Genomic DNA, 16,867 nt, shown 5'->3' with positions numbered 1-16,867 from the left:
TGTGACAGGCGGTCGCGCCGCCCCTCATCCCCTCACGAAAAGGTCATGCCGGTCTCGTCCTCGGCAGTTCTACCAAGGTCAGGACGCGGCCTGCCGCGCCTCCTGCTTGGGCTTGGGCGTCAGGGCCGCCTTGCGGCTGCGCCGCAGCTGATCGGCATAGTCCTTGCCGTAGAAGGCTTCGCACAGGTCGATGGCGATATCGACGGCAAGGAGATGCGCCTTGCGGTCCTCCTCGCGCGCGGCCGCCAGCGAGGCCAGCAGCGAGCGGGTCTTGATGTCGAGCGACTGGTCGAGCGCATGGCGGGTGCGGGCGGTGATCTCGTTGACGGCGAGGTTCTCCGCCGCATCGCGCATCTTGTTGACCAGCATGATGCCGCGATGCGCCTCCTCCAGCAGCACCACATCGACCTCCGGCTCCACGCCGGGCGCTACCTTCGGCACCACCAGCAGCCGGCGGATGCTGCCGGTCGCCGCTTCCAGCTCGCGCGCCACCAGCGCCGACAGTTGCCGGCGGGTGTCCGCGACGCGCTTCTGCCAGGCCGGCTTTTCCATCAGGTCGAACTGGCGGTCCAGCACCTTGACGATGCGGGTATAGGCGTCGATGGCGCCGGAAAGCTTCAGGTTGGTGCATTCGCCGCAGGCGATGCCGGCATAGCGTTCCACCTCCGACAGGGCCATTTCGGCGAAGACCGAATAGCTGCTCTCGGCGATCTTGCGGATCGACATGGAGCCGGCGAGCGCCGCCGCCAGCGACAGCATCGATTCGGGCGCCTCCACCCGGCTCAGCACGACGGCCGCGATCAGCGCGCGCTCCTCGCCGTGCCGGTCGGTCACGGCCTTGATGCGGGTCAGCGACGGGCTGCCCGGCTTGAAGTCCCACTCCGTCAGCCGTTGCGGCAGGCTTTCGCGCAGGGCTTCCAGCCACGCGCCCTCCCGGAAGGCGGCGACCAGATCCTCCACGTCGCGCAGCGCCCGCTCGCCGCCGACCAGCATGCTGATCTTCTGGTGCGCGCGGTCGTCCGCATGGGCTTCGGCCAGCGCCTGCTCCATCGGCGCCAGAACGTTGCGGCGCAGGGAGACGGCCTGTTCGATCACCTCGTCCGGCTCGGTCTCCAGGCGGCGGCTGATCTGCAGCGCCACGCTCACCCGGTCGGGCGCGATGTCGCGGGCAATCCAGGTCCAGATCTGCGGCAGGCTGGACCGGGTGATGCGGCCGCGCTCCTTGCTCGGCAGCATCTCGGTCACCAGCATGTCTTCGACGGGGGCGAAGAACAGGCGCTGCAGCCAGTTCTCGCGCGGCTCGGCGTCCAGCACGATGCCGGTGTCGGGGCGCACGGTGCTCAGGCACGCGTCGAGAATCAGGTCGAGATGGGGATCGTCGGAGCCGCGCGCGCGCGCGCCTTCCAGGCCGCGCAAAAGGGTCTGCACCGCGCGGGGCGACAGGGCCTGCAGGTAGGATCGGATCTTTGCCGTCAATAGGTGCCGGTCAGGCATCAGTCCGCGCTCGAACGAGTTCTGGGATCGTTGGCGGATGGTTTCAGAAAATGATTAATTGAATCTTGGCGATGGTCCGTAACCGGCTTCAAGGCAGGCGTCGAAAACCGTGCAGAATGCAGAGGACAACGCCTTCGCCGGCGGCTGGACCAGCCCCCGATCAGGTGATCGGCAGCCAGCCGCCCTCGCCGCTGCGGCAGGCGGCACCGCGCATGGAGCGCTCGACGCCCTCGACCTTCACCACATGGGTGTAGTCGCGGCACAGGATGTTGTTGACCTGGTAGCTGGGACCCGTCACGACCCGGCCGCTGGTGCCGGAGCTGCGGTTCTGCCACTGCACGGTCTCGCCGGTGCGGTTGGTGCCCAGCGCACCGCGCAGCGCGGTCGCGGCCGCACGGCGGTCGGAGACTTCCAGCCCCTGCCCGGCTTCCGAGCGCAGCAGGTCCGCAAGGACGACATCGGCTTCCGATTGCTGGACCGTCGGCGCGCTGAAGGCGCTGCCGAACAGGCTGCCGCCGACCACGACGGGCCCGGCACCGACGCTGCCGCCGGTGTTGCAGGCGCCAGCCACGGCAGCCAAAGTCACAGCAATGGCGAGTTTCAAGGCGTTCATCCGCACTTGCCCTCGTGTCATCCCTCTGGGTCCGGTCCCGGCGCAGCGCGCAGAAACCGGAGCGGCGGCGCACCCGCACCGCCTTGAGCCTAAACGTCCGGGCTGAATTCGCCAACCGGGAGGAAGGGTCGGCCCGAAATTCACCATCAGACGTTACACGTATTTGTGGCCGAACTGCGTCCGTACAAGGGGCCCTCCCCGCCTTCGCACAGGCGTCAGATCGCCGGCAGCACCAGCCGCGCCACGAGCCCGCCACCGCCCGGCCCGCGGTCGCGATCGAGCGCCAGGTCGCCGCCGTAGAGCCCGGCCAGATCGACGACGATGGACAGGCCGAGACCGGTGCCCGGCACCGTCTCGTCGAGCCGCCGGCCGCGCTTCAGCGCCTCCGCCATCTCGCTGTCGCCGAGCCCCGGTCCATCGTCGGCAATGGCGATGACGATGCGCTCGCCGCCCTCGCCAGCACCCATCGCCGTCACGCTCACCCGCACGCGGGACGAGGCCCACTTGCAGGCATTGTCGATCAGGTTGCCGGCCATCTCCTCCAGATCCTGCTCCTCGCCGCGGAAGCGCAGGCGCGTCTTGATGTCGAGGGTGATGTCGATGCCCCGGTCGCGGTGGATGCGCGTCATCGCCCGGATCAGCCGCGCCAGCACCGGCTCCACGTCGCAGGAGACGCCGATCACCCGGCGCTGCGCCGCCATGCGGGCGCGCTCGAGATGGTGATGCACCTGCGAGCGCATCACCTCGGCCTGTTCCGCCACCTTCGGGGCGAAGGGCGCGTCCTGGCCGCGCACCTCGTTGAGGATGACGCTGAGCGGTGTCTTCAGCGCATGGGCGAGATTGCCGACATGGGTGCGGGCGCGCTCCACCACTTCGCGGTTGGACCGCACCAGCGCATTGAGCTCCACCGCCACCGGCTTCAGTTCCGGCGGCAGGTTCTCGTCCACCGTCTGGGCATCGCCCCGTCGCACTGCCGCCAGCGAGGCGCTGAGCGCGGCCAGCGGCCGCAAGCCGACACGCACCTGCAGGAAGATCGCGCCGACGAGGCCGAAGCCCAGCACCAGCAGCGTCAGCGCCACCTGGCCGGCGAAGTCGTATTCGCGTTCGCGCAGCTCCGCCGTCTCGCCGGCAACGGCGATCCGGTAGGCCGCGGCCTCGCCGAAGATGATGGTCTGCTGCAGCACCCGCAGCTCGGCCCCTTGCGGGCCGGAAATCACCGACCGCAGGATGACGCCCGGCTGCGGCTCGTCGAGCTGCAAGCGGTCGCCGAGCAGCGACATGGAGGAGAACAGCACCTCGCCCGTCTCCGCCTTCATCACCAGCCAGTACCAGCCGGAGGCCGGCAGATCGAAGCGCGGGTCGCCGAGATTGCCGGGCTCCGCCGGCTCGCTCGGGGTTCCGGCCGCCATCTCGCCGATGATCGCCTTGAGATAGACGTCGAGGCGGGCATCGAACTCGCGCTCGCTCGCCTCGCGGTACATGGCGACCAGTACCGAGCCGGTCACCAGCAGCGCGACCAGCGACCACAGGGCCGCCACCAGGATGAGCCGTGTCGCGATGGAGCGTTGGCGCGCCGGACGGGCGGGCGTCGCCGCAGCCGTCCCGCTCGCCTCCTGCCCGGAAACCGGTTCGTTGTTGTTGTCAGGCATCCGGCTCGCCGATGCGGTAGCCGAGCCCGCGCACCGTCTCGATCAGATCGCTGTCGAGCTTCTTGCGCAGCCGCCCGACGAAGACCTCGATCGTGTTGGAATCGCGGTCGAAATCCTGGTCGTAGAGATGCTCGATCAGCTCGGTGCGCGAGACCACGCGGCCCTTGTGATGCATCAGGTAGGAGATCAGGCGGAACTCGTGCGAGGTCAGCTTGATCGTCGCCCCGTCCTTGGTCACCTTGCCGGCGCGGATGTCGAGGCGGAAGGGACCGACGCTGATCTCGTTGCTGGCATGGCCGGCCGCCCGGCGCAGCAGCGCGCGCAGCCGCGCCACCACCTCCTCCATATGGAAGGGTTTGGCGACATAGTCGTCGGCGCCCGCGTCGATGCCGGCGACCTTGTCCGACCAGCGGTCGCGGGCGGTCAGGATCAGCACCGGCATGTCGCGCCCGTCGCGGCGCCAGCGCTCCAGCACCGACAACCCGTCCAGCACCGGCAGGCCGAGATCCAGCACCACCGCGTCATAAGGTTCCGTATCGCCAAGGAAGTGACCTTCCTCGCCGTCGAAGGCGGTGTCGACCACATAGCCCGCCTCGCCCAGCGCCTCGGAAAGCTGGCGGTTGAGGTCCTTGTCGTCTTCAACAACGAGCAGTCTCATGGTCGGGCCTGTTCCTTACGTGTCGTGTCGCCGCGCACCGCTGTCAGCGCAGCACCTGTCCCGAGCGGGCATCGATGACGCGCTCCTTCACCCGTCCCCCGTCGAGCACCGACAGGATGTAGACGAGCTGCCCGCCCTGCCGGCAGAGCTCGGCGCGCACGATCTCGCCGCCGGCACGGCCGGCGATGCTGCCGAGCGGGCGCGCTTCGCCCGCCTGCACGGCCTGACGGGCCTGCGACTGGCTCAGGCACTGGGCCTGCGCCATCGCCGGAGCGAGGAGAGCAAGCACCGTCGCCAGCACCAGTGCGGCGCGTCGGGACGTCTTGCGGAGTTGTAGCTGCCTGACCATGCGCGATCCATACCGTGTACCGCCTGAATAGCACATGAACGCAAGGTGCAGGTACTGCACGGGAAATACGGTTCAGCCGCCCTTTCCGCCGCGCAGGTTGCGCGCGATGCCCTTGGCGCCGTCGACCAGGAACAGCGACAGCACGATGCCGCCGGCCCATTCGTCCAGCGGCGGCGGCAACGCCGAAACGTTCCACGAAAAGCCGAAGATCGAATCGACGATCACCGCCGTCCACCACAGCCCGAGCGGCAGGACGAAGACCAGCCGGCCGATCCGCCCGGCCGACAGCAGGGTGCCCTGCTCGGCGATCAGCACCTTGCGGGCCTCGGCCCGGGCCTCGATCTCGGCGCGGATCTCCTGCGCCGCCAGTTCCGCAGCAAGGTCCCCCTGCCGCTCCTTCGCCGACAGGCGCCGTTCCATCAACCCGACCAGCGCACTCAACAGCGGGCCGGCGAGAAAGGCCAGCAGCGCGCTCATCGCCCGCCCCCCGCGTGCTGCTCGTCGCACTTGCCCTTGCGGCCGCACCAGCCGGCCGGTCCGCGCGTCAGGTGGCGCAGCGCGATATTGGCGAGGTTGACGGCAACGACCAGCCACAGCGCCTCGCGCGGGCCGAGCGCGGCCGCCCAGTCGACGCCGGCGAGAAAGCCGGCCATTTCCGCAGCGATCACCGCAAGGCCGGTCGCAAGATTGAGGGCAAGGGTTCTCCAGCCGCGCATCGCGGTCTCCTTCTCGCAAAGTGTCGGATGAAAGGGATCAGCGCCGGTCCAGCCGGTCCAACAGCGCCCGCACCAGGTCTGCAAGGCGCGCCAGCAGGCCGCCCGGAGCCCCGGGTGTCTTGACGGGCGTCTTGTCGGGCAGCACAGGGGCCGCGACGCCGTCTCCGTAATCGCCGGTCAGCAGCAGCCGCGCCTCTTCCTGGCGCCGCCGCACCAGCCCGGCGAGCCGGCGCCCTCCGGCAGTGTTGTAATTCGCGGCAAGGATGTCGGCCGCCCCGCTCACATCGCCAGCCTTGAGCGCGGTCGCCCAGCGCCAGTGCAGCGCCCGCGGGCCGAGGTTGAAGGCGACCGAGCACGCCGCGTCGTGCCGGTGCTGCGGCAGCATGCCCAGCACCTTCGTCACCTCGCGTCCGTATTCCTCGTCGATCAGCCGGCGCAGCAACCGGTCGGCCTCGGCGCGCGAGATCCGGTCGCCGGAGCTGAGCGGGCGGCCATGCGCCTTGCGCCAGCTCTGCGCAAAGATGCGGCTTCCCATCGTGAAGCCGTAGCCGATGGTCAGCACGCCGACCGGATCGCGATAGGCGCTCGCGACAAAGCCTTCGTGCCTGGCGACGAACGCCAGGCCCCTTGCGCTTACCTTCATGGGTCTCTCCCGTTCTGTTGGGAAATCAGGGCTGCAGCTCGAAAAGGCCCGCGAGCCCCGGCCCCGTACTGGCCGAAACCTGCTGGACCCGAAGCCGGAAGACCGCCTGCGGTCCGCCGAAGGCGGCCGTTTCCTGCGCTGCCGTCAGCACCGCCTCGGGGCTTGTGACGGTCGCCGACCAGCGGGCAATGCCGCCCTCGTCCAGCAGTTCGGCGAGATACTCCTCGCGCTCCTCGCTGAGCGGCACATCGCCCTCGCGCCAGCCGTCGCCGCCGATGCGCGTGCGGCGGATCCACTCGAACCGCACCTCGCCGCCCGCAAGCCGCCGCGCGCGGCCATGCACCGGTGCGAAAGGCATCAGCCCGCGCGCGGTCGCCGTATGGGCAAGATCGATGCGGGCGAGACTGTCGAGCGCGTGTCCCGCCGGCAGCGCCGCATAGGAAAAGCCGATGCCGATCTCGTCGAGGGTCAGCGGCAGCGGCAGCAGCGCGTCGTCGATCAGCACCACCCGGCTGCCGGCCGGCGTCGGCGCGCGCGCCGCCTCTTCCGTTCCCTGCTGGCCGCGCAGCAGCATCGACAGGCGGTAGCGGCGCGGGCCGACCAGTTCGGCGCTGGCGAATTGCAGCACCTCCAGCCCGCCGGCCGCGCCCAGCACCGCCAGCGCATTGCCCCCCGACAACACCGCCTCCTCGCTCGCCGAGGACAGGGTGCCGCCGGAAATCTCCACCACCGGCCGGCTGCCCCGGTCCCAGATCGCCACCGGCCCAGGCGGCAGCTCGGTCACCAGCGTGCCGATCAGCGCCGGACTTTCGGCCCGTGCATGGCGCATCGGCGACAGGCCGTCGCGCCAGCGATAGACGTCGACCGCCCCCGGCCAGGGCGCGCTGAACACGGCCAGACGCGGAGCCTGCGGCGCGCTGTCGCCGGGCAGCGGTGGCAGGTCGAGGATCACCGCCTCCACCCCGCCGGCCGTTGCGGTGATGCTGCGCGGACGCGCCTCGCCGCCGATGGCGCGGGCCGCGCTCGGTGGCGGCCGGCGCACCACCCTGCCGGTCAGCCGGCGCCCCGCTGCCTCCTCCACGCCGTCGATGCGGATGTCGAGCGCCTCCTCGCGCCCCAGCAGGGGGTCGGCGGCAAGGCGCACCACATCGCCGGCCTCCGGTTCCAGCCGCCCCGGAGGCAGCGCCAGCTGCGCCTCCTCGCGCTCGTTCCAGCGCCGCATCAGCAGCCGGTCGGCGAGTCCCGCGGCCAGCGCCGGGTCGAGCGCCGCACCGAGATCCAGTTCCTCCACCCGCGCGCCATGCCCCTCGATCCGGCGCGAGGACACGACGAAGCGTCGGTGCTCGCGGGTCGCATCGCGCGCGGCAATCCGCACCTCCGCCGGCAGGTCCGCCGTCTCGCTTCGCCGCAGCGACAGCGCCGGGCGGTCGGCATCGCCGGCCAGGATCCCGCCCGCATCCAGCTCAGTGACGGCCGGCGACCAGGCCGGCAGCAGCGCCAGCGCATCGCCCCGGTCGACGGCAAGCGCGCCATGTGCCTCGATCAGCGGCGCCAGCACGTCGCGCGGCGCCACGGGCCCGGCCAGCGCGATCCCGTCCAGCGTGCCGGAGAGGCCGCCGAGCCGGATCAGATCGTCCGGCAGGCCGAAATCTGCGGCGATCGCCCGCACCAACCCGGCCAGCGACAGCCCGCCCAGCCGGCCGTTCAGCCAGTGGCCGGCGCGCCAGTTGCTGCCATCTGCCCACAGGTCCGTTGCCGTCGGAAAGGCCGGAAACGGCCGCGCGTCCCAGGCCCACAGGTGGATGCGCGCCGGATCGACCATCGGGCCGCCATAGAGCGGCGAGAGCGGGTTGTCGCCGGCGCCGAGCTCCGGATGCCATCCCGACCAGCGGCCGATCACCGCCTCCAGCGCCCGGCGCTGGATCAGGTCGTCGCGCCCGCCGTCGGAAAAGCGCGGCCAGGCGGATTCGGAGGATTTCGCGTCGAAGAAGACATTCGGCTGGTTGGCGCCGCGGCTGATCGCCGGCACGCCCAGCTCCGTCAGCCAGATCGGCTTGGACTGCGGCACCCAGGGCGTCGGCGTGCCGGTCTCCGCACCGCCGACCCGCTCCACATGCGGGTTCGACCACCAGCCGTTCAGGTCCTTGGCGCGGTACACCCAGGGCTTGCCGTGCGCCCCGTCGCTGATCGGGGAGCGGAGGCCTGCGCGCCGGTCCGCCTCGCTCGCATAGTACCAGTCGTAATCCTCGCCGCCCTCGACCGCCCCGGCCAGCGCGGCGATGTCGTAGGGGTCGACAGTGCCGTCCGGGTCGCCGTCCTCGCGCTGGTCGGCGAGTGGAAAATACGCATCGATGCCCACCGCATCGATCTGCGGATCGGCCCACAGCGGATCGAGCGGAAAGCGCAGCTCACCGCTCCCGCGCTGGTAGCCGCCATATTCGCTCCAGTCGGCCGCATAGGTGATCGCCGCTTCGGGCAGCAGCGTGCGCACCTCACCGGCCAGCTGGCGCAGCACCTCGACGAAGGGGAAGCTGCCGGGCGCGTCGCAAAGCCGCGTCAGGCCGCGCATTTCCGAGCCGATCAGGAAGGCATCGACCCCGCCGGCCGCCTTGGCGAGCGCCGCGTGATGCAACACGAAGCGGCGATAGCTCCACTCGTTGGGGCCGAGATACGACACACCGTCGCCTGACGGCGAGAACTGCCCCGCATGCGAAGTGCCGGCAAAGGCGGCGATCTCGGCGTGTGCTGCCGCCGTTCCGTCCGGCGACCCGTCGAGGCCGGGAGCAAGCGCGCCGGTGATGCGCCCGCGCCAGGGATGCGGCGCCTGTTCGCCCCCGCCGTAAGGGTCGGGGAGAGCGTTGCCGGGCGGCACGTCCATCAGCAGGAAGGGGTAGAGCGCCACCTTCAGCCCGCGCGCCTTCAGGTCGCGGATCGCCCGCACGACGCTCGCATCCGACGGCGTGCCGCCATAGGCAGGCAGGCCCTCGTGCCGGCTCACCTCCTCGGCCACCGCGCCGGAAAGACCCGCGACCCGCCATGTGGCGCCGCGCGTCTGGCGGCCGCGCGTTTCCACCTTCGGTCGGATCGTGCAGTGGCCGGCACGCAGGTCGTCGCCGAACCATGCGGTCACCAGCGCCACCTGCTCCAGGTTCGGGCACAGCGCCTGCAATTCGTCGACGGAAGCGGACCAGTTGCTCGGCGCATGGGAGACGTGACGGTTGGCGCGTTCGGAGACGCCCGGCCGCACCGTCCAGGTCACTTCCGCCGGCTCGTAGACGAATTCGCCCGCACCGGGGATGATCGTCACCGCCCGCACCATCTCCTCCAGCGGCTCGACAGCGCGCACCACCTCGAAGGTCAGCTGCGGCAACCGGTCGCCGAATTCCTCCAGCGGCAGCCGCTCGAACACCGCATAGGCGGTGCCGCGATAGGCGGGCGTCGCCTCCTGCAGCGCCGCGATCAGCGGGTCCGGCGGCTGGTCCGCCTCGCCCTTGTAGAGCCGCCAGGTCACGCCGGTCAGCTCCATCGGCTTGCCGTCCGCCCAGATCGCCCCGACATGCGAGATCGGCCCCTGGCACAACGCCACGGCAAAGCTTGCGTGATAGCGGTAGCTGCGCACCCGCGTGCTGCTCCCGCCGCCCTTGCCGCCGGTGGTTTCCTCGCGCACCTCCTCCTCGAAGCGGGTCGCCCAGACCACCTGCCCGGCCAGCCGCACCCGACCATAGACCAGCGGCAGCGGCGCGCCTTCCGCCGAGGACTGCACGGAAAGATCCGACAGCCGCCGCCCCTCGATGGTGCGTGTCTGGCCGAACAGCCGCTGGTCGAGCGCATGGCCCGCCAGCGCGCCGGCCGCCTGGCCGAGGATCGCGCCGGTGCTGCCGAGAAAGGCCGCGCCCAGCGCCTTGCCGGCGGCCGCCAGAACGAGCGTTGCCATCAGCGTGCTCCCGGAAAGGCGAAGACGGCGGCGATCCGACGCCGCCAGGCCGGCACCAGCGGACTTTCGGAGACCGACAGGCCTTCATAGGCGTGGATCATCGCAGGCTCTGCGCCCGCCAGATCGCTGGAGAGAAAGCCCGCATGCTTCACCGGCGCCCCGTCGCGCCAGCGGAACAGCAGCACGTCGCCCGGCCGCGCCTCGGCGAGCGGGCGCTCCTCCATGTGGCGGCGCGCGGCGGCGAGCAGCGTCTCGCGCGCATCCGCCTCGGCCCAGTCGCGGCTGTAAGGGGGCGGTGCCTCCGGCTCCGTGCCGTGGATCGCCCGCCACACCCCGCGCACAAGGCCCAGGCAATCGCAGCCCGCGCCCCGGCAGCTGCCCTGGTGGCGATAGGGCGTGCCGATCCAGCGCCGCGCCTCGCAAAGGATGTCGCTTCGCAGCACCATGACGTGCCTCCCGTAGTGTCCCAGTCTTCGTGAAAGTGTCAGCGCACCAGCGCGCCGCCGTCGTTCTCCGCCGCGCCGCGGCTCGGATAGGCCAGCACCCGTTCGGAGCCCGGCATGTGCGGAAAACCCTGGAAGTTGAGCGCGTTGGCGAATTTCTCGCGGCAACTGGCGAAGCGCTTGTCGCAGCCGGCGGTGAGCTGCACGGCCGCACCGGCAGCCACCTGTGCGGGCAAAGGCGTCATCAGCTCGACGATCCGCAGCCCCTCCTCGACCCGGTCGGAGACCACCTCGCCGACGTGCCCGCCGACTTCCAGCCGCCCGCCGGCAAACCAGTCGCGCGGCGGCCCGGCAATGCCGTCCACCCTGATCCGCCCGGCGGTCGAACCCGCCGCCACCGTGCCTTCCAGCCGGAAGCCGCCGGCAACGAGATCCACACCGCAGCGCCCGTCGCCGAGATCGGCATCGCACAGATGCGAGAACACCCGCCCCTGCGGGATGTCGAGCAGATGCGCCAGCCCGCGCAGCTCGGCGCGAAAGGCATTGCCCGCCCGCGTCACCTCGCCGATGACGGCGCGGCGCAGCAGCATCCGGTGCTCCGGCGCCTGCCAGTCGACTAGGAAGATCTCGACCCGCCCGCCGTCCCACAGTCCGGCGGCAAGATCCGCTTCGGCGATCCGGTCGGAGGCGAGGATGCCGGCCGCCTCGCTGGTGCCGGTGGCGAAATCGGGCGCCATGTCCGTGGCGCTCGCCTCGAAGCCCAGTTCGGGCCGAAACTCCGTCCCCTCGAAGGCGAGCACCCTGTCGTGATCGGTGAAGCCGAGCACCGTGCCGTCGACCCGTGTCAGCCGCCAGCAGGTGGCGAGTGTTGTTGCCTGCGCGCCCGCGCGCGCGGCCAGTCCCGGAGGAACCGTCCTCATGGCGCCTCTCCCCCGTCCGGCGTGATCTCCACGAGCGGGATCGTCGGCACGCGCCCGGCCTCGAAATGGGTCAGGCTCAGCTCCAGCCGGTCGGTGTCGAAGCGCACCGGCACGTCGAAGCGAAAGCCCGCCGTCACCGCCGCGCCCGGCGCAGGAGCGGTTGCCAGCACCACCAGCCCGCTCGCCGGATCGCAGGTGAACCCCGCCCCCTCGGCAAGCTCAGAGCCGCCGACCGCGACCCGTACGGAGCCGGCCACCGGCTTTTCGATCCGCCGCAGCGCCGCGCCCTCGCCCGCCCCGTAGCTCTTGGCGAGCGGAAACTCTACCCGCGTCCCGTCGCCCGTGCCGATCCGGCAATCGAGCGGGCCGACCGTGTTGCCGGTCGCCGCAGACAGGTTGTCGAAGGGATCGCGGAAGCGGAAGCCGATCAGCCGCCCGCGCATGCGCTCGAAGAAGCCGGCCACTTCCTGCAGGTCGGCGAGCGAGCGCACGCCGCTGCCGGCATCGTAGCGCCGTCTCGACCCGGCCCAGCGGGCGTTGCGCATCTCGGCGCCGGAGGCCAGCGTCACCACTTCCGTGCGCCATTGCGGCCCGCCGCTGGCGCCGAAGGCGACGCCGAGCGGAAAGCGTTCCTCGATGAAGCCGGGCGTCATCGCAGCGCCCCCCATTTGCGATTGTTGGAAAGAAATGCCGCGAGTTTGATCTTCCTCAAGGTTCGCTCCGCCACGGCGGGGCAGTGTCTTCGCGTCACAGGAGATCTACCGGACATGAGTCATGTTCCCCACGAGTTGCACGAGGAATTCCCGGACAAGGTCGCTGCCTTGCACGAGCTGAAGGTTTCCAACGGCCATTTCGCGCGGCTCGCCGACAGCTACCACGACGTCAACCGGGAGATTCACCGGATAGAGACCGATGTGACCCCGGCCTCCGACGAGGCCCTGGAAGACCTCAAGAAGCAGCGCCTTCACCTGAAGGACGAAATCGCGGCGATGCTCGCCGCCACCTGAAACGCCGGTGTCTGAGCCCCTCCTCTTCAGGCCCGACGTCAAAGCCCGCGCCGTCCCCGTCCGACGGCGCGGGCAACCATTGTTGCGATCTGCGCTTCCGAACGTGCGAAGCTTTCCGCGTCCCTCGCCTCCACATTGAAGACGATCTGCGGCGTCGCCTGTCCGCCGCCGCCTGCGGCAACGCCCAGCCGCCCGCTGGCATCGCGCGACAGTGGCAGCACCGCCTCCGCACCCGCCTCGCCCATCAGCCCCAGCGCATCCGCGCCGCCTCCCGGCAGCGGGAAATAGCCGGGCGCGGCAACGACACCGCCCTTGGCGAAGGGCAGGATGCCCCCGCCCGAAAATCCCGACGCAAGCCCCGAGAACAGCTGCCCGGCAAGGCCGGAGATCCCGCTGGAGATCCCCTGCTCCACCGGCGCCAGCGCTGCGCTCAGGGCCCGGTTCGACAACGACAGCGCCGCCGACCGCAGCACCTGCTCCAGCGAGCGGCCGTCGACCAGCGCCTGGCGCAGCCCGCGCGACAGCACGCCGGCCGCATCGCGCGAGGCGCTGCGAACATCCTCCATGGCGGCGCGCAGCCGCTCCGCCTCGTCCAGCTCCAGTCCCTCAGCGCTCATCGCCGCCCTCCTGCCGTTCCGTGCCCCTGCCCGCCGCCGCATCGGGGAAGCGCTGCATCAACGCCTCCAGCCCGGCTCGCGCCAGCGGGCGCAGATCGCGCGTATTGCTACCCTTGAGACCGGCCAGCACCGCCGCCAGCTCGCGCGGCGTTGCCCGCCAGAAGCTGTCCGGCGACCAGCCGAGCCGGCCCATGCACAGGCCCATCGCCTCGTTCCAGGGAAAGGGCCGCCGTTCGCCCGCGCCCGCCTGCGGCCCGGCGGACGCGGCGCTCAAGGGTCCGGCGGCGTCTCGTCTCCGGCCGCATCGGCGCTGCCGGCAAAGGTCGCGTGCAGCAGCTCCGCCGACAGCAACGCCAGCCCGGCCACGCCATCGGCATGGTCCAGCCGCGCCACCTCCTCGTCGCAGATCTCCTCGCCGGCGCCGCGCAGGCCGGCCCCGAGGATGCGGATCACGTCGCGCGCCGAAAGCCGCGCCTCGGCGAAGCGCTCGGTGAGCGCCGCCATGTCCTCAGCCCCATAGGCCGCTTCCAGCTCCGCCAGCGCGCCCAGCGTCAGCACCAGCCGGCGATTGCGTCCGCCGAGCCGTGCCGCCACTTCGCCGCGATGGCGGTTCGCCGGCAATCCGTTGTCCCGTCCCATGGTCAGGCCGCCGTGAAGGTGATTTCGCCGGCCGATTCCAGCGCCAGCTCATAGGTCACCTCGCCGTCATGGGTGCCGGCATAGTCGAGCGCGCTCACCTGGAACGGTCCGCTGATCGTGCCGAAATCCGGCACCACCACCTGCCAGGTGCGGATCGTCCCGTCGAAGAACATCGCCCGCACGGTCCCGTCCGCCGCCTTGTCGCGGAAGATGCCGCCGCCCGAGATGCTGGCCGAGCGGGTGCCGGCGCCCGACAGCAGCTCGCGCCAGCGCCCGAAACTGTCGCCGTCGGTGATGTCGACGCTGCCGGCGTTGAGCGCGATGCGCCGCGCCTTCAGCCCGGCCATGGTGACGAAGCTCCCGCTTCCAGTCGCATCGCATTTCAGCAAAAGGTTCCTGCCTGCCTGTGCGGCCATCTCCGCCTCCTTTTCCCTGTCGCCCTGATCCGCGTTCTAGTCCGCCGGCTCGCTCACCAGCCGCAGCCGCAGCCGGCCGCGCCAGGTCCGTCCGTCGGCCAGCCGCTCGCTGCGCTCGTCCATCGCGCCCGCATTGACCAGCACATGCCCGTCGAGAAATCCGGCCGTGCCGTTCAGCACCGCCTCGCGAGCCGCCGCCATCAGCGCGGCAACCTCGCCGCGCGCCTCCTTGCGGGAATGCACCAGGATCTCCGCCTCGTGCTCTTCGCCCTCCTCCGCGCTCGAAAGCAACGGCCGCGAGACGATGGGGCCGAGTTCGATGAAAGGATGCGCACCCCCGCGCGGTGCTCCGTCATGCACCCGCTCGCCCCCCGTCAGCGCGGTTAGATCGGCATCCGCGCGCAAGGCCTTCACCAGCGCCGCCCGCAAGTCGCCCTGCGCGCTCATCGTCCCTCCTCCTCGATGAGGCAGGCGACAAACCCGCTCCGCCTTGCCGTGTCGTCGACGGCGAGCACGCGGAAGCGCCGCGCGCCTTCGCTCAGCCGCCAGCCGCCGGCAATGCCCGTGCCGGTGCGCAGCCGCGCCACATGGGTGGCGATGCCGTCGTGCCGTCCGCCCGCCTGCCGCTCGGCAAGGCTCGCCGGCGCCAGTTCCACGAAGACGAGGCCGGTGTCGGTGAAGATCGTCTGCGCCTCGCCGTCCCCCGCCTCGATCCGCTCGGGCCGCTCCAGCCGCATCGCGCGGTCGAGCGGGCCTGCTCCTGCCGCCGCCCTCACAGCCGCAGCATCCGGTAGCTGCCGGCAAGGCTTGCGACCGCCGGCGGCAGGCCGAGCGCGGCCGGATCCAGTCCCGGCTCGCGATGCTCGAACCAGTGGGCGACGAGCAGCAGCACCGCCTGGCGCAGCGGCCCCGGCACCGCGCTCGTCTCCGCCCCGTATCCGGCGGTGAAGTCGATCTCGATGCCGTTGAAGCCTTTGAGCCCGGCCGGCGCGCCCGCTGCCACCTTCAGCCGTGGCGGGCTGGTTGCCGCCTCCAGGCGGTAGTCGCCCGGATCCAGCGCCACCGGCAGCCCGTCGCCGTCATAGACGGTGACCGCCTCCACCGAGGCGACCGGGGCGACCGGCAGCCGCACCACCCGACCGGACGGCCAGGCGTCCAGATAGAGCCGCCAGCCCTGCGTGATCAGCGCCCGGCGCGTTGCCAGCTCGATCTGCCCGCGCGCGGCGGCGATCAGCCGGCCGAGCAGCGCGTCTTCCTCGCTGGTTGTCACGCGCAGCTGGGCGCGCGCCTCCTCCAGCGTCACCGGCTCCACTGCCGGCGGCGTCGTCACGATCGCGGTCATCGCATCCCCATCCGCTGTCCGTTCCGCATCACCGGGCGGGAAGCTGTCCCCGCCCGGCGCGTTCCCCGCCGCCGTTACGCGGCGAAGACCAGCAGCTTGATCGCGTCGAAGTCCTGCATGCCGCCGCCCACGCGCTTGGTCGTGTAGAACAGCACGTAGGGCTTGGCCGAATAGGGATCGCGCAGGATGCGCACCCCGGCCCGGTCGACCACCAGATAGCCCCGGCGGAAGTCGCCGAAGGCGATGGCCGGCGCGCCCGCGGCGATGTCCGGCATGTCCTCGGCCTCGGTGACGGGGAAGCTCATGAGCGTTGCCGGAGCGCCGAGGCTCGCCGGCGGCTGCCACAGGTAGTTGCCGTCGCCGTCCTTCATCTTGCGCAGCACGCCCTGCGTGCGCCGGTTCATCACGAAGCGGGCGTTCTGGCGGTAGCCGGCCTTCAGCGCATAGACGAGGTCGATCAGCACGTCGCTCGGCTCGGTGGCCGGGAATGCCGCATCGACGCCGGTCGACAGGGTGCCGACATTGCCCCAGCTCCAGGCGCTTTCCGCCACCTGCGGATAGTCGAGGAAGCCGCGCGGCCGGTTGACGCCGTTGCCGGCCACGAAAGCCGCCCCCTCCTGCTCGGCGAAGGCCTGTTCCACCTCCTCGGCGATCCAGGCGTCGATATCGACCGCCGCATCGTCGAGCAGCGAGGCGGTCGCCGCCGGCATGGCGTAGAGCTCCATCGTCGGGAAGGCGAGTTCGGCCAGCGTCGGCGAGCCGGTCTCGGGCCGCGCCGCCGTTTCCGCCACCCAGCCCGACTGCGGGCCGGAGATCGAGAACGGCTTCTTGAAGACGCTGGACGAGACCTGGCGCGAGCCGGCGATGGCGCGGATCGGCGAGACCGACGTCATCCGGCGCAGGATGCCGGCCTCCGTCTCCTCCGGCACCAGATAGCCGCCGTCGGGGTCGGAGCCCGTCGACAGCGCCTTCTGCTCGAGCGAGCGCAGGCCCTCCTCCTGGCCCTTGCGCATATAGGCGAGGAAGCCCGCCCGGTGCTCGCCGGCCGCCGCGCTCTCGCGGGTCCGGGTACCGATCGCTTCGCCCTCGCGCGGGGGACGGGCCGCCTTCAGCGCCAGCGCGTCGAGGCGCTGCTGCTGGCGGTCGATCTCCGCCTCGATGCGGGCGAGCTTGTCGCCGGTCAGCACGTCGGTGCTGCCGCGCTGCTCGATCTCCGACAGGCGCTCGTCGTTCACCTCGCGAAACGCGGTGAAGGCGGCGCGCATCTCGTCGAGCTCGCGCTCCAGTCCGGCGCTTGCGGCAGGCGCGGCGCCGCGTCCGGTCACCGCCTTGGTTTCGGGGGCGTGGCGCGTCAGCGCCGGCTGCTCGGCCGGACGGGGATTGCTGCTGGTCATGATCTGCGAAACTCCATTGCCCTGGTTGAGAGG

Annotated in this window: 21 protein-coding genes; 1 reads left to right on the top strand and 20 read right to left on the bottom strand. The window is 71.2% G+C overall.

What is annotated here, in order from left to right:
- Positions 1-78: 78 nt before the first annotated feature.
- The 12 genes from BBX35_RS15705 to BBX35_RS15650 all read right to left on the bottom strand — a co-directional run bounded on the left by BBX35_RS15705 (position 79) and on the right by BBX35_RS15650 (position 12,072).
- On the bottom strand, positions 79-1,476 hold the full coding sequence (locus BBX35_RS15705; RefSeq protein WP_067221969.1) for a hypothetical protein: 1,398 nt from the start codon (positions 1,474-1,476) through the stop codon (positions 79-81).
- 178 nt (positions 1,477-1,654) lie between these two features.
- Positions 1,655-2,128, bottom strand: coding sequence for an RT0821/Lpp0805 family surface protein (locus BBX35_RS15700; protein ID WP_171901470.1), 474 nt, complete (start codon positions 2,126-2,128; stop codon positions 1,655-1,657).
- Between the two features lie 194 nt (positions 2,129-2,322).
- The gene (locus BBX35_RS15695) at positions 2,323-3,756 is read right to left on the bottom strand and encodes an ATP-binding protein (protein WP_083206360.1); all 1,434 of its coding nucleotides are present in this window, start codon (positions 3,754-3,756) and stop codon (positions 2,323-2,325) included.
- Positions 3,749-4,414 carry a response regulator transcription factor gene (locus tag BBX35_RS15690; protein ID WP_067221966.1) on the bottom strand — a complete coding sequence of 222 codons (666 nt, stop codon included), beginning with the start codon at positions 4,412-4,414 and terminating at the stop codon, positions 3,749-3,751. Before BBX35_RS15690 ends, BBX35_RS15695 begins: the two co-directional genes overlap by 8 nt.
- Positions 4,415-4,457: 43 nt before the next feature.
- A complete protein-coding gene (locus BBX35_RS15685) occupies positions 4,458-4,763 on the bottom strand; it encodes a PepSY domain-containing protein (protein ID WP_067221964.1) in 306 nt (101 codons plus the stop codon).
- A 72-nt stretch (positions 4,764-4,835) separates the two neighbouring features.
- A complete protein-coding gene (locus BBX35_RS15680; protein WP_067221962.1) occupies positions 4,836-5,240 on the bottom strand; it encodes a hypothetical protein in 405 nt (134 codons plus the stop codon).
- On the bottom strand, positions 5,237-5,479 hold the full coding sequence (locus BBX35_RS15675) for a hypothetical protein (RefSeq protein WP_067221961.1): 243 nt from the start codon (positions 5,477-5,479) through the stop codon (positions 5,237-5,239). The genes BBX35_RS15680 and BBX35_RS15675 overlap by 4 nt, the downstream gene beginning before the upstream one ends.
- Positions 5,480-5,516: 37 nt before the next feature.
- Complete coding sequence (locus BBX35_RS15670; RefSeq protein WP_067221959.1) at positions 5,517-6,122, bottom strand: lysozyme; 606 nt, start codon at positions 6,120-6,122, stop codon at positions 5,517-5,519.
- A 25-nt stretch (positions 6,123-6,147) separates the two neighbouring features.
- The gene (locus tag BBX35_RS15665) at positions 6,148-10,056 is read right to left on the bottom strand and encodes a baseplate multidomain protein megatron (protein WP_067221957.1); all 3,909 of its coding nucleotides are present in this window, start codon (positions 10,054-10,056) and stop codon (positions 6,148-6,150) included.
- Complete coding sequence (locus tag BBX35_RS15660) at positions 10,056-10,502, bottom strand: NlpC/P60 family protein (RefSeq protein ID WP_067221956.1); 447 nt, start codon at positions 10,500-10,502, stop codon at positions 10,056-10,058. The genes BBX35_RS15665 and BBX35_RS15660 overlap by 1 nt, the downstream gene beginning before the upstream one ends.
- 38 nt (positions 10,503-10,540) lie before the next feature.
- Entirely contained in the window at positions 10,541-11,419 is an 879-nt protein-coding gene (locus BBX35_RS15655) for a DUF2163 domain-containing protein (RefSeq protein ID WP_067221954.1), read from the bottom strand.
- Positions 11,416-12,072 (bottom strand): phage distal tail protein, Rcc01695 family, encoded by a 657-nt coding sequence (locus BBX35_RS15650; RefSeq protein ID WP_067222678.1) that lies wholly within the window; start codon positions 12,070-12,072, stop codon positions 11,416-11,418. Before BBX35_RS15650 ends, BBX35_RS15655 begins: the two co-directional genes overlap by 4 nt.
- Before the next feature lie 114 nt (positions 12,073-12,186).
- Here BBX35_RS15650 and BBX35_RS15645 point away from each other — a divergent pair, with 114 nt between their 5' ends.
- Entirely contained in the window at positions 12,187-12,426 is a 240-nt protein-coding gene (locus BBX35_RS15645; RefSeq protein WP_067221952.1) for an HP1242/YdcH family protein, read from the top strand.
- 38 nt (positions 12,427-12,464) lie between these two features.
- Here BBX35_RS15645 and BBX35_RS15640 read toward each other — a convergent pair whose 3' ends face one another.
- The 8 genes from BBX35_RS15640 to BBX35_RS15605 all read right to left on the bottom strand — a co-directional run bounded on the left by BBX35_RS15640 (position 12,465) and on the right by BBX35_RS15605 (position 16,834).
- Entirely contained in the window at positions 12,465-13,043 is a 579-nt protein-coding gene (locus BBX35_RS15640; RefSeq protein WP_067221951.1) for a phage tail tape measure protein, read from the bottom strand.
- Positions 13,033-13,317: a rcc01693 family protein gene (locus tag BBX35_RS15635; protein WP_279626368.1), complete on the bottom strand. Its 285-nt coding sequence runs from the start codon at positions 13,315-13,317 to the stop codon at positions 13,033-13,035. Before BBX35_RS15635 ends, BBX35_RS15640 begins: the two co-directional genes overlap by 11 nt.
- Positions 13,314-13,682, bottom strand: a complete 369-nt coding sequence (locus BBX35_RS15630) for a gene transfer agent family protein (RefSeq protein WP_067221949.1) — start codon at positions 13,680-13,682, stop codon at positions 13,314-13,316. The genes BBX35_RS15635 and BBX35_RS15630 overlap by 4 nt, the downstream gene beginning before the upstream one ends.
- A gap of 2 nt (positions 13,683-13,684) precedes the next feature.
- Positions 13,685-14,098 carry a phage major tail protein, TP901-1 family gene (locus tag BBX35_RS15625; protein WP_067221948.1) on the bottom strand — a complete coding sequence of 138 codons (414 nt, stop codon included), beginning with the start codon at positions 14,096-14,098 and terminating at the stop codon, positions 13,685-13,687.
- A 36-nt stretch (positions 14,099-14,134) separates the two neighbouring features.
- Positions 14,135-14,545, bottom strand: coding sequence for a DUF3168 domain-containing protein (locus tag BBX35_RS15620; protein WP_067221946.1), 411 nt, complete (start codon positions 14,543-14,545; stop codon positions 14,135-14,137).
- Positions 14,542-14,874: a head-tail adaptor protein gene (locus BBX35_RS15615; RefSeq protein ID WP_141687874.1), complete on the bottom strand. Its 333-nt coding sequence runs from the start codon at positions 14,872-14,874 to the stop codon at positions 14,542-14,544. The genes BBX35_RS15620 and BBX35_RS15615 overlap by 4 nt, the downstream gene beginning before the upstream one ends.
- Positions 14,871-15,440, bottom strand: a complete 570-nt coding sequence (locus BBX35_RS15610; protein WP_067221943.1) for a head-tail connector protein — start codon at positions 15,438-15,440, stop codon at positions 14,871-14,873. The genes BBX35_RS15615 and BBX35_RS15610 overlap by 4 nt, the downstream gene beginning before the upstream one ends.
- A 74-nt stretch (positions 15,441-15,514) precedes the next feature.
- Positions 15,515-16,834 (bottom strand): phage major capsid protein, encoded by a 1,320-nt coding sequence (locus BBX35_RS15605; protein WP_067221941.1) that lies wholly within the window; start codon positions 16,832-16,834, stop codon positions 15,515-15,517.
- Positions 16,835-16,867: the final 33 nt, after the last annotated feature.

Source organism: Stappia indica, from assembly GCF_001696535.1.
GTDB classification, from domain to species: domain Bacteria; phylum Pseudomonadota; class Alphaproteobacteria; order Rhizobiales; family Stappiaceae; genus Stappia; species Stappia indica.
Note: the sequence above shows the minus strand (reverse complement) of the source record. Positions and strands in the feature narration are given on the sequence as shown.

Bases quoted from the DNA above. Each gene is read 5' to 3' on its own strand.
- BBX35_RS15700 (WP_171901470.1), bottom strand. From the start codon at position 2,128: ATGACACGAGGGCAAGTGCGGATGAACGCCTTGAAACTCGCCATTGCT.
- BBX35_RS15695 (WP_083206360.1), bottom strand. From the start codon at position 3,756: ATGCCTGACAACAACAACGAACCGGTTTCCGGGCAGGAGGCGAGCGGG.
- BBX35_RS15690 (WP_067221966.1), bottom strand. From the start codon at position 4,414: ATGAGACTGCTCGTTGTTGAAGACGACAAGGACCTCAACCGCCAGCTT.
- BBX35_RS15685 (WP_067221964.1), bottom strand. From the start codon at position 4,763: ATGGTCAGGCAGCTACAACTCCGCAAGACGTCCCGACGCGCCGCACTG.
- BBX35_RS15680 (WP_067221962.1), bottom strand. From the start codon at position 5,240: ATGAGCGCGCTGCTGGCCTTTCTCGCCGGCCCGCTGTTGAGTGCGCTG.
- BBX35_RS15675 (WP_067221961.1), bottom strand. From the start codon at position 5,479: ATGCGCGGCTGGAGAACCCTTGCCCTCAATCTTGCGACCGGCCTTGCG.
- BBX35_RS15670 (WP_067221959.1), bottom strand. From the start codon at position 6,122: ATGAAGGTAAGCGCAAGGGGCCTGGCGTTCGTCGCCAGGCACGAAGGC.
- BBX35_RS15665 (WP_067221957.1), bottom strand. From the start codon at position 10,056: ATGGCAACGCTCGTTCTGGCGGCCGCCGGCAAGGCGCTGGGCGCGGCC.
- BBX35_RS15660 (WP_067221956.1), bottom strand. From the start codon at position 10,502: ATGGTGCTGCGAAGCGACATCCTTTGCGAGGCGCGGCGCTGGATCGGC.
- BBX35_RS15655 (WP_067221954.1), bottom strand. From the start codon at position 11,419: ATGAGGACGGTTCCTCCGGGACTGGCCGCGCGCGCGGGCGCGCAGGCA.
- BBX35_RS15650 (WP_067222678.1), bottom strand. From the start codon at position 12,072: ATGACGCCCGGCTTCATCGAGGAACGCTTTCCGCTCGGCGTCGCCTTC.
- BBX35_RS15645 (WP_067221952.1), top strand. From the start codon at position 12,187: ATGAGTCATGTTCCCCACGAGTTGCACGAGGAATTCCCGGACAAGGTC.
- BBX35_RS15640 (WP_067221951.1), bottom strand. From the start codon at position 13,043: ATGAGCGCTGAGGGACTGGAGCTGGACGAGGCGGAGCGGCTGCGCGCC.
- BBX35_RS15630 (WP_067221949.1), bottom strand. From the start codon at position 13,682: ATGGGACGGGACAACGGATTGCCGGCGAACCGCCATCGCGGCGAAGTG.
- BBX35_RS15625 (WP_067221948.1), bottom strand. From the start codon at position 14,098: ATGGCCGCACAGGCAGGCAGGAACCTTTTGCTGAAATGCGATGCGACT.
- BBX35_RS15620 (WP_067221946.1), bottom strand. From the start codon at position 14,545: ATGAGCGCGCAGGGCGACTTGCGGGCGGCGCTGGTGAAGGCCTTGCGC.
- BBX35_RS15610 (WP_067221943.1), bottom strand. From the start codon at position 15,440: ATGACCGCGATCGTGACGACGCCGCCGGCAGTGGAGCCGGTGACGCTG.
- BBX35_RS15605 (WP_067221941.1), bottom strand. From the start codon at position 16,834: ATGACCAGCAGCAATCCCCGTCCGGCCGAGCAGCCGGCGCTGACGCGC.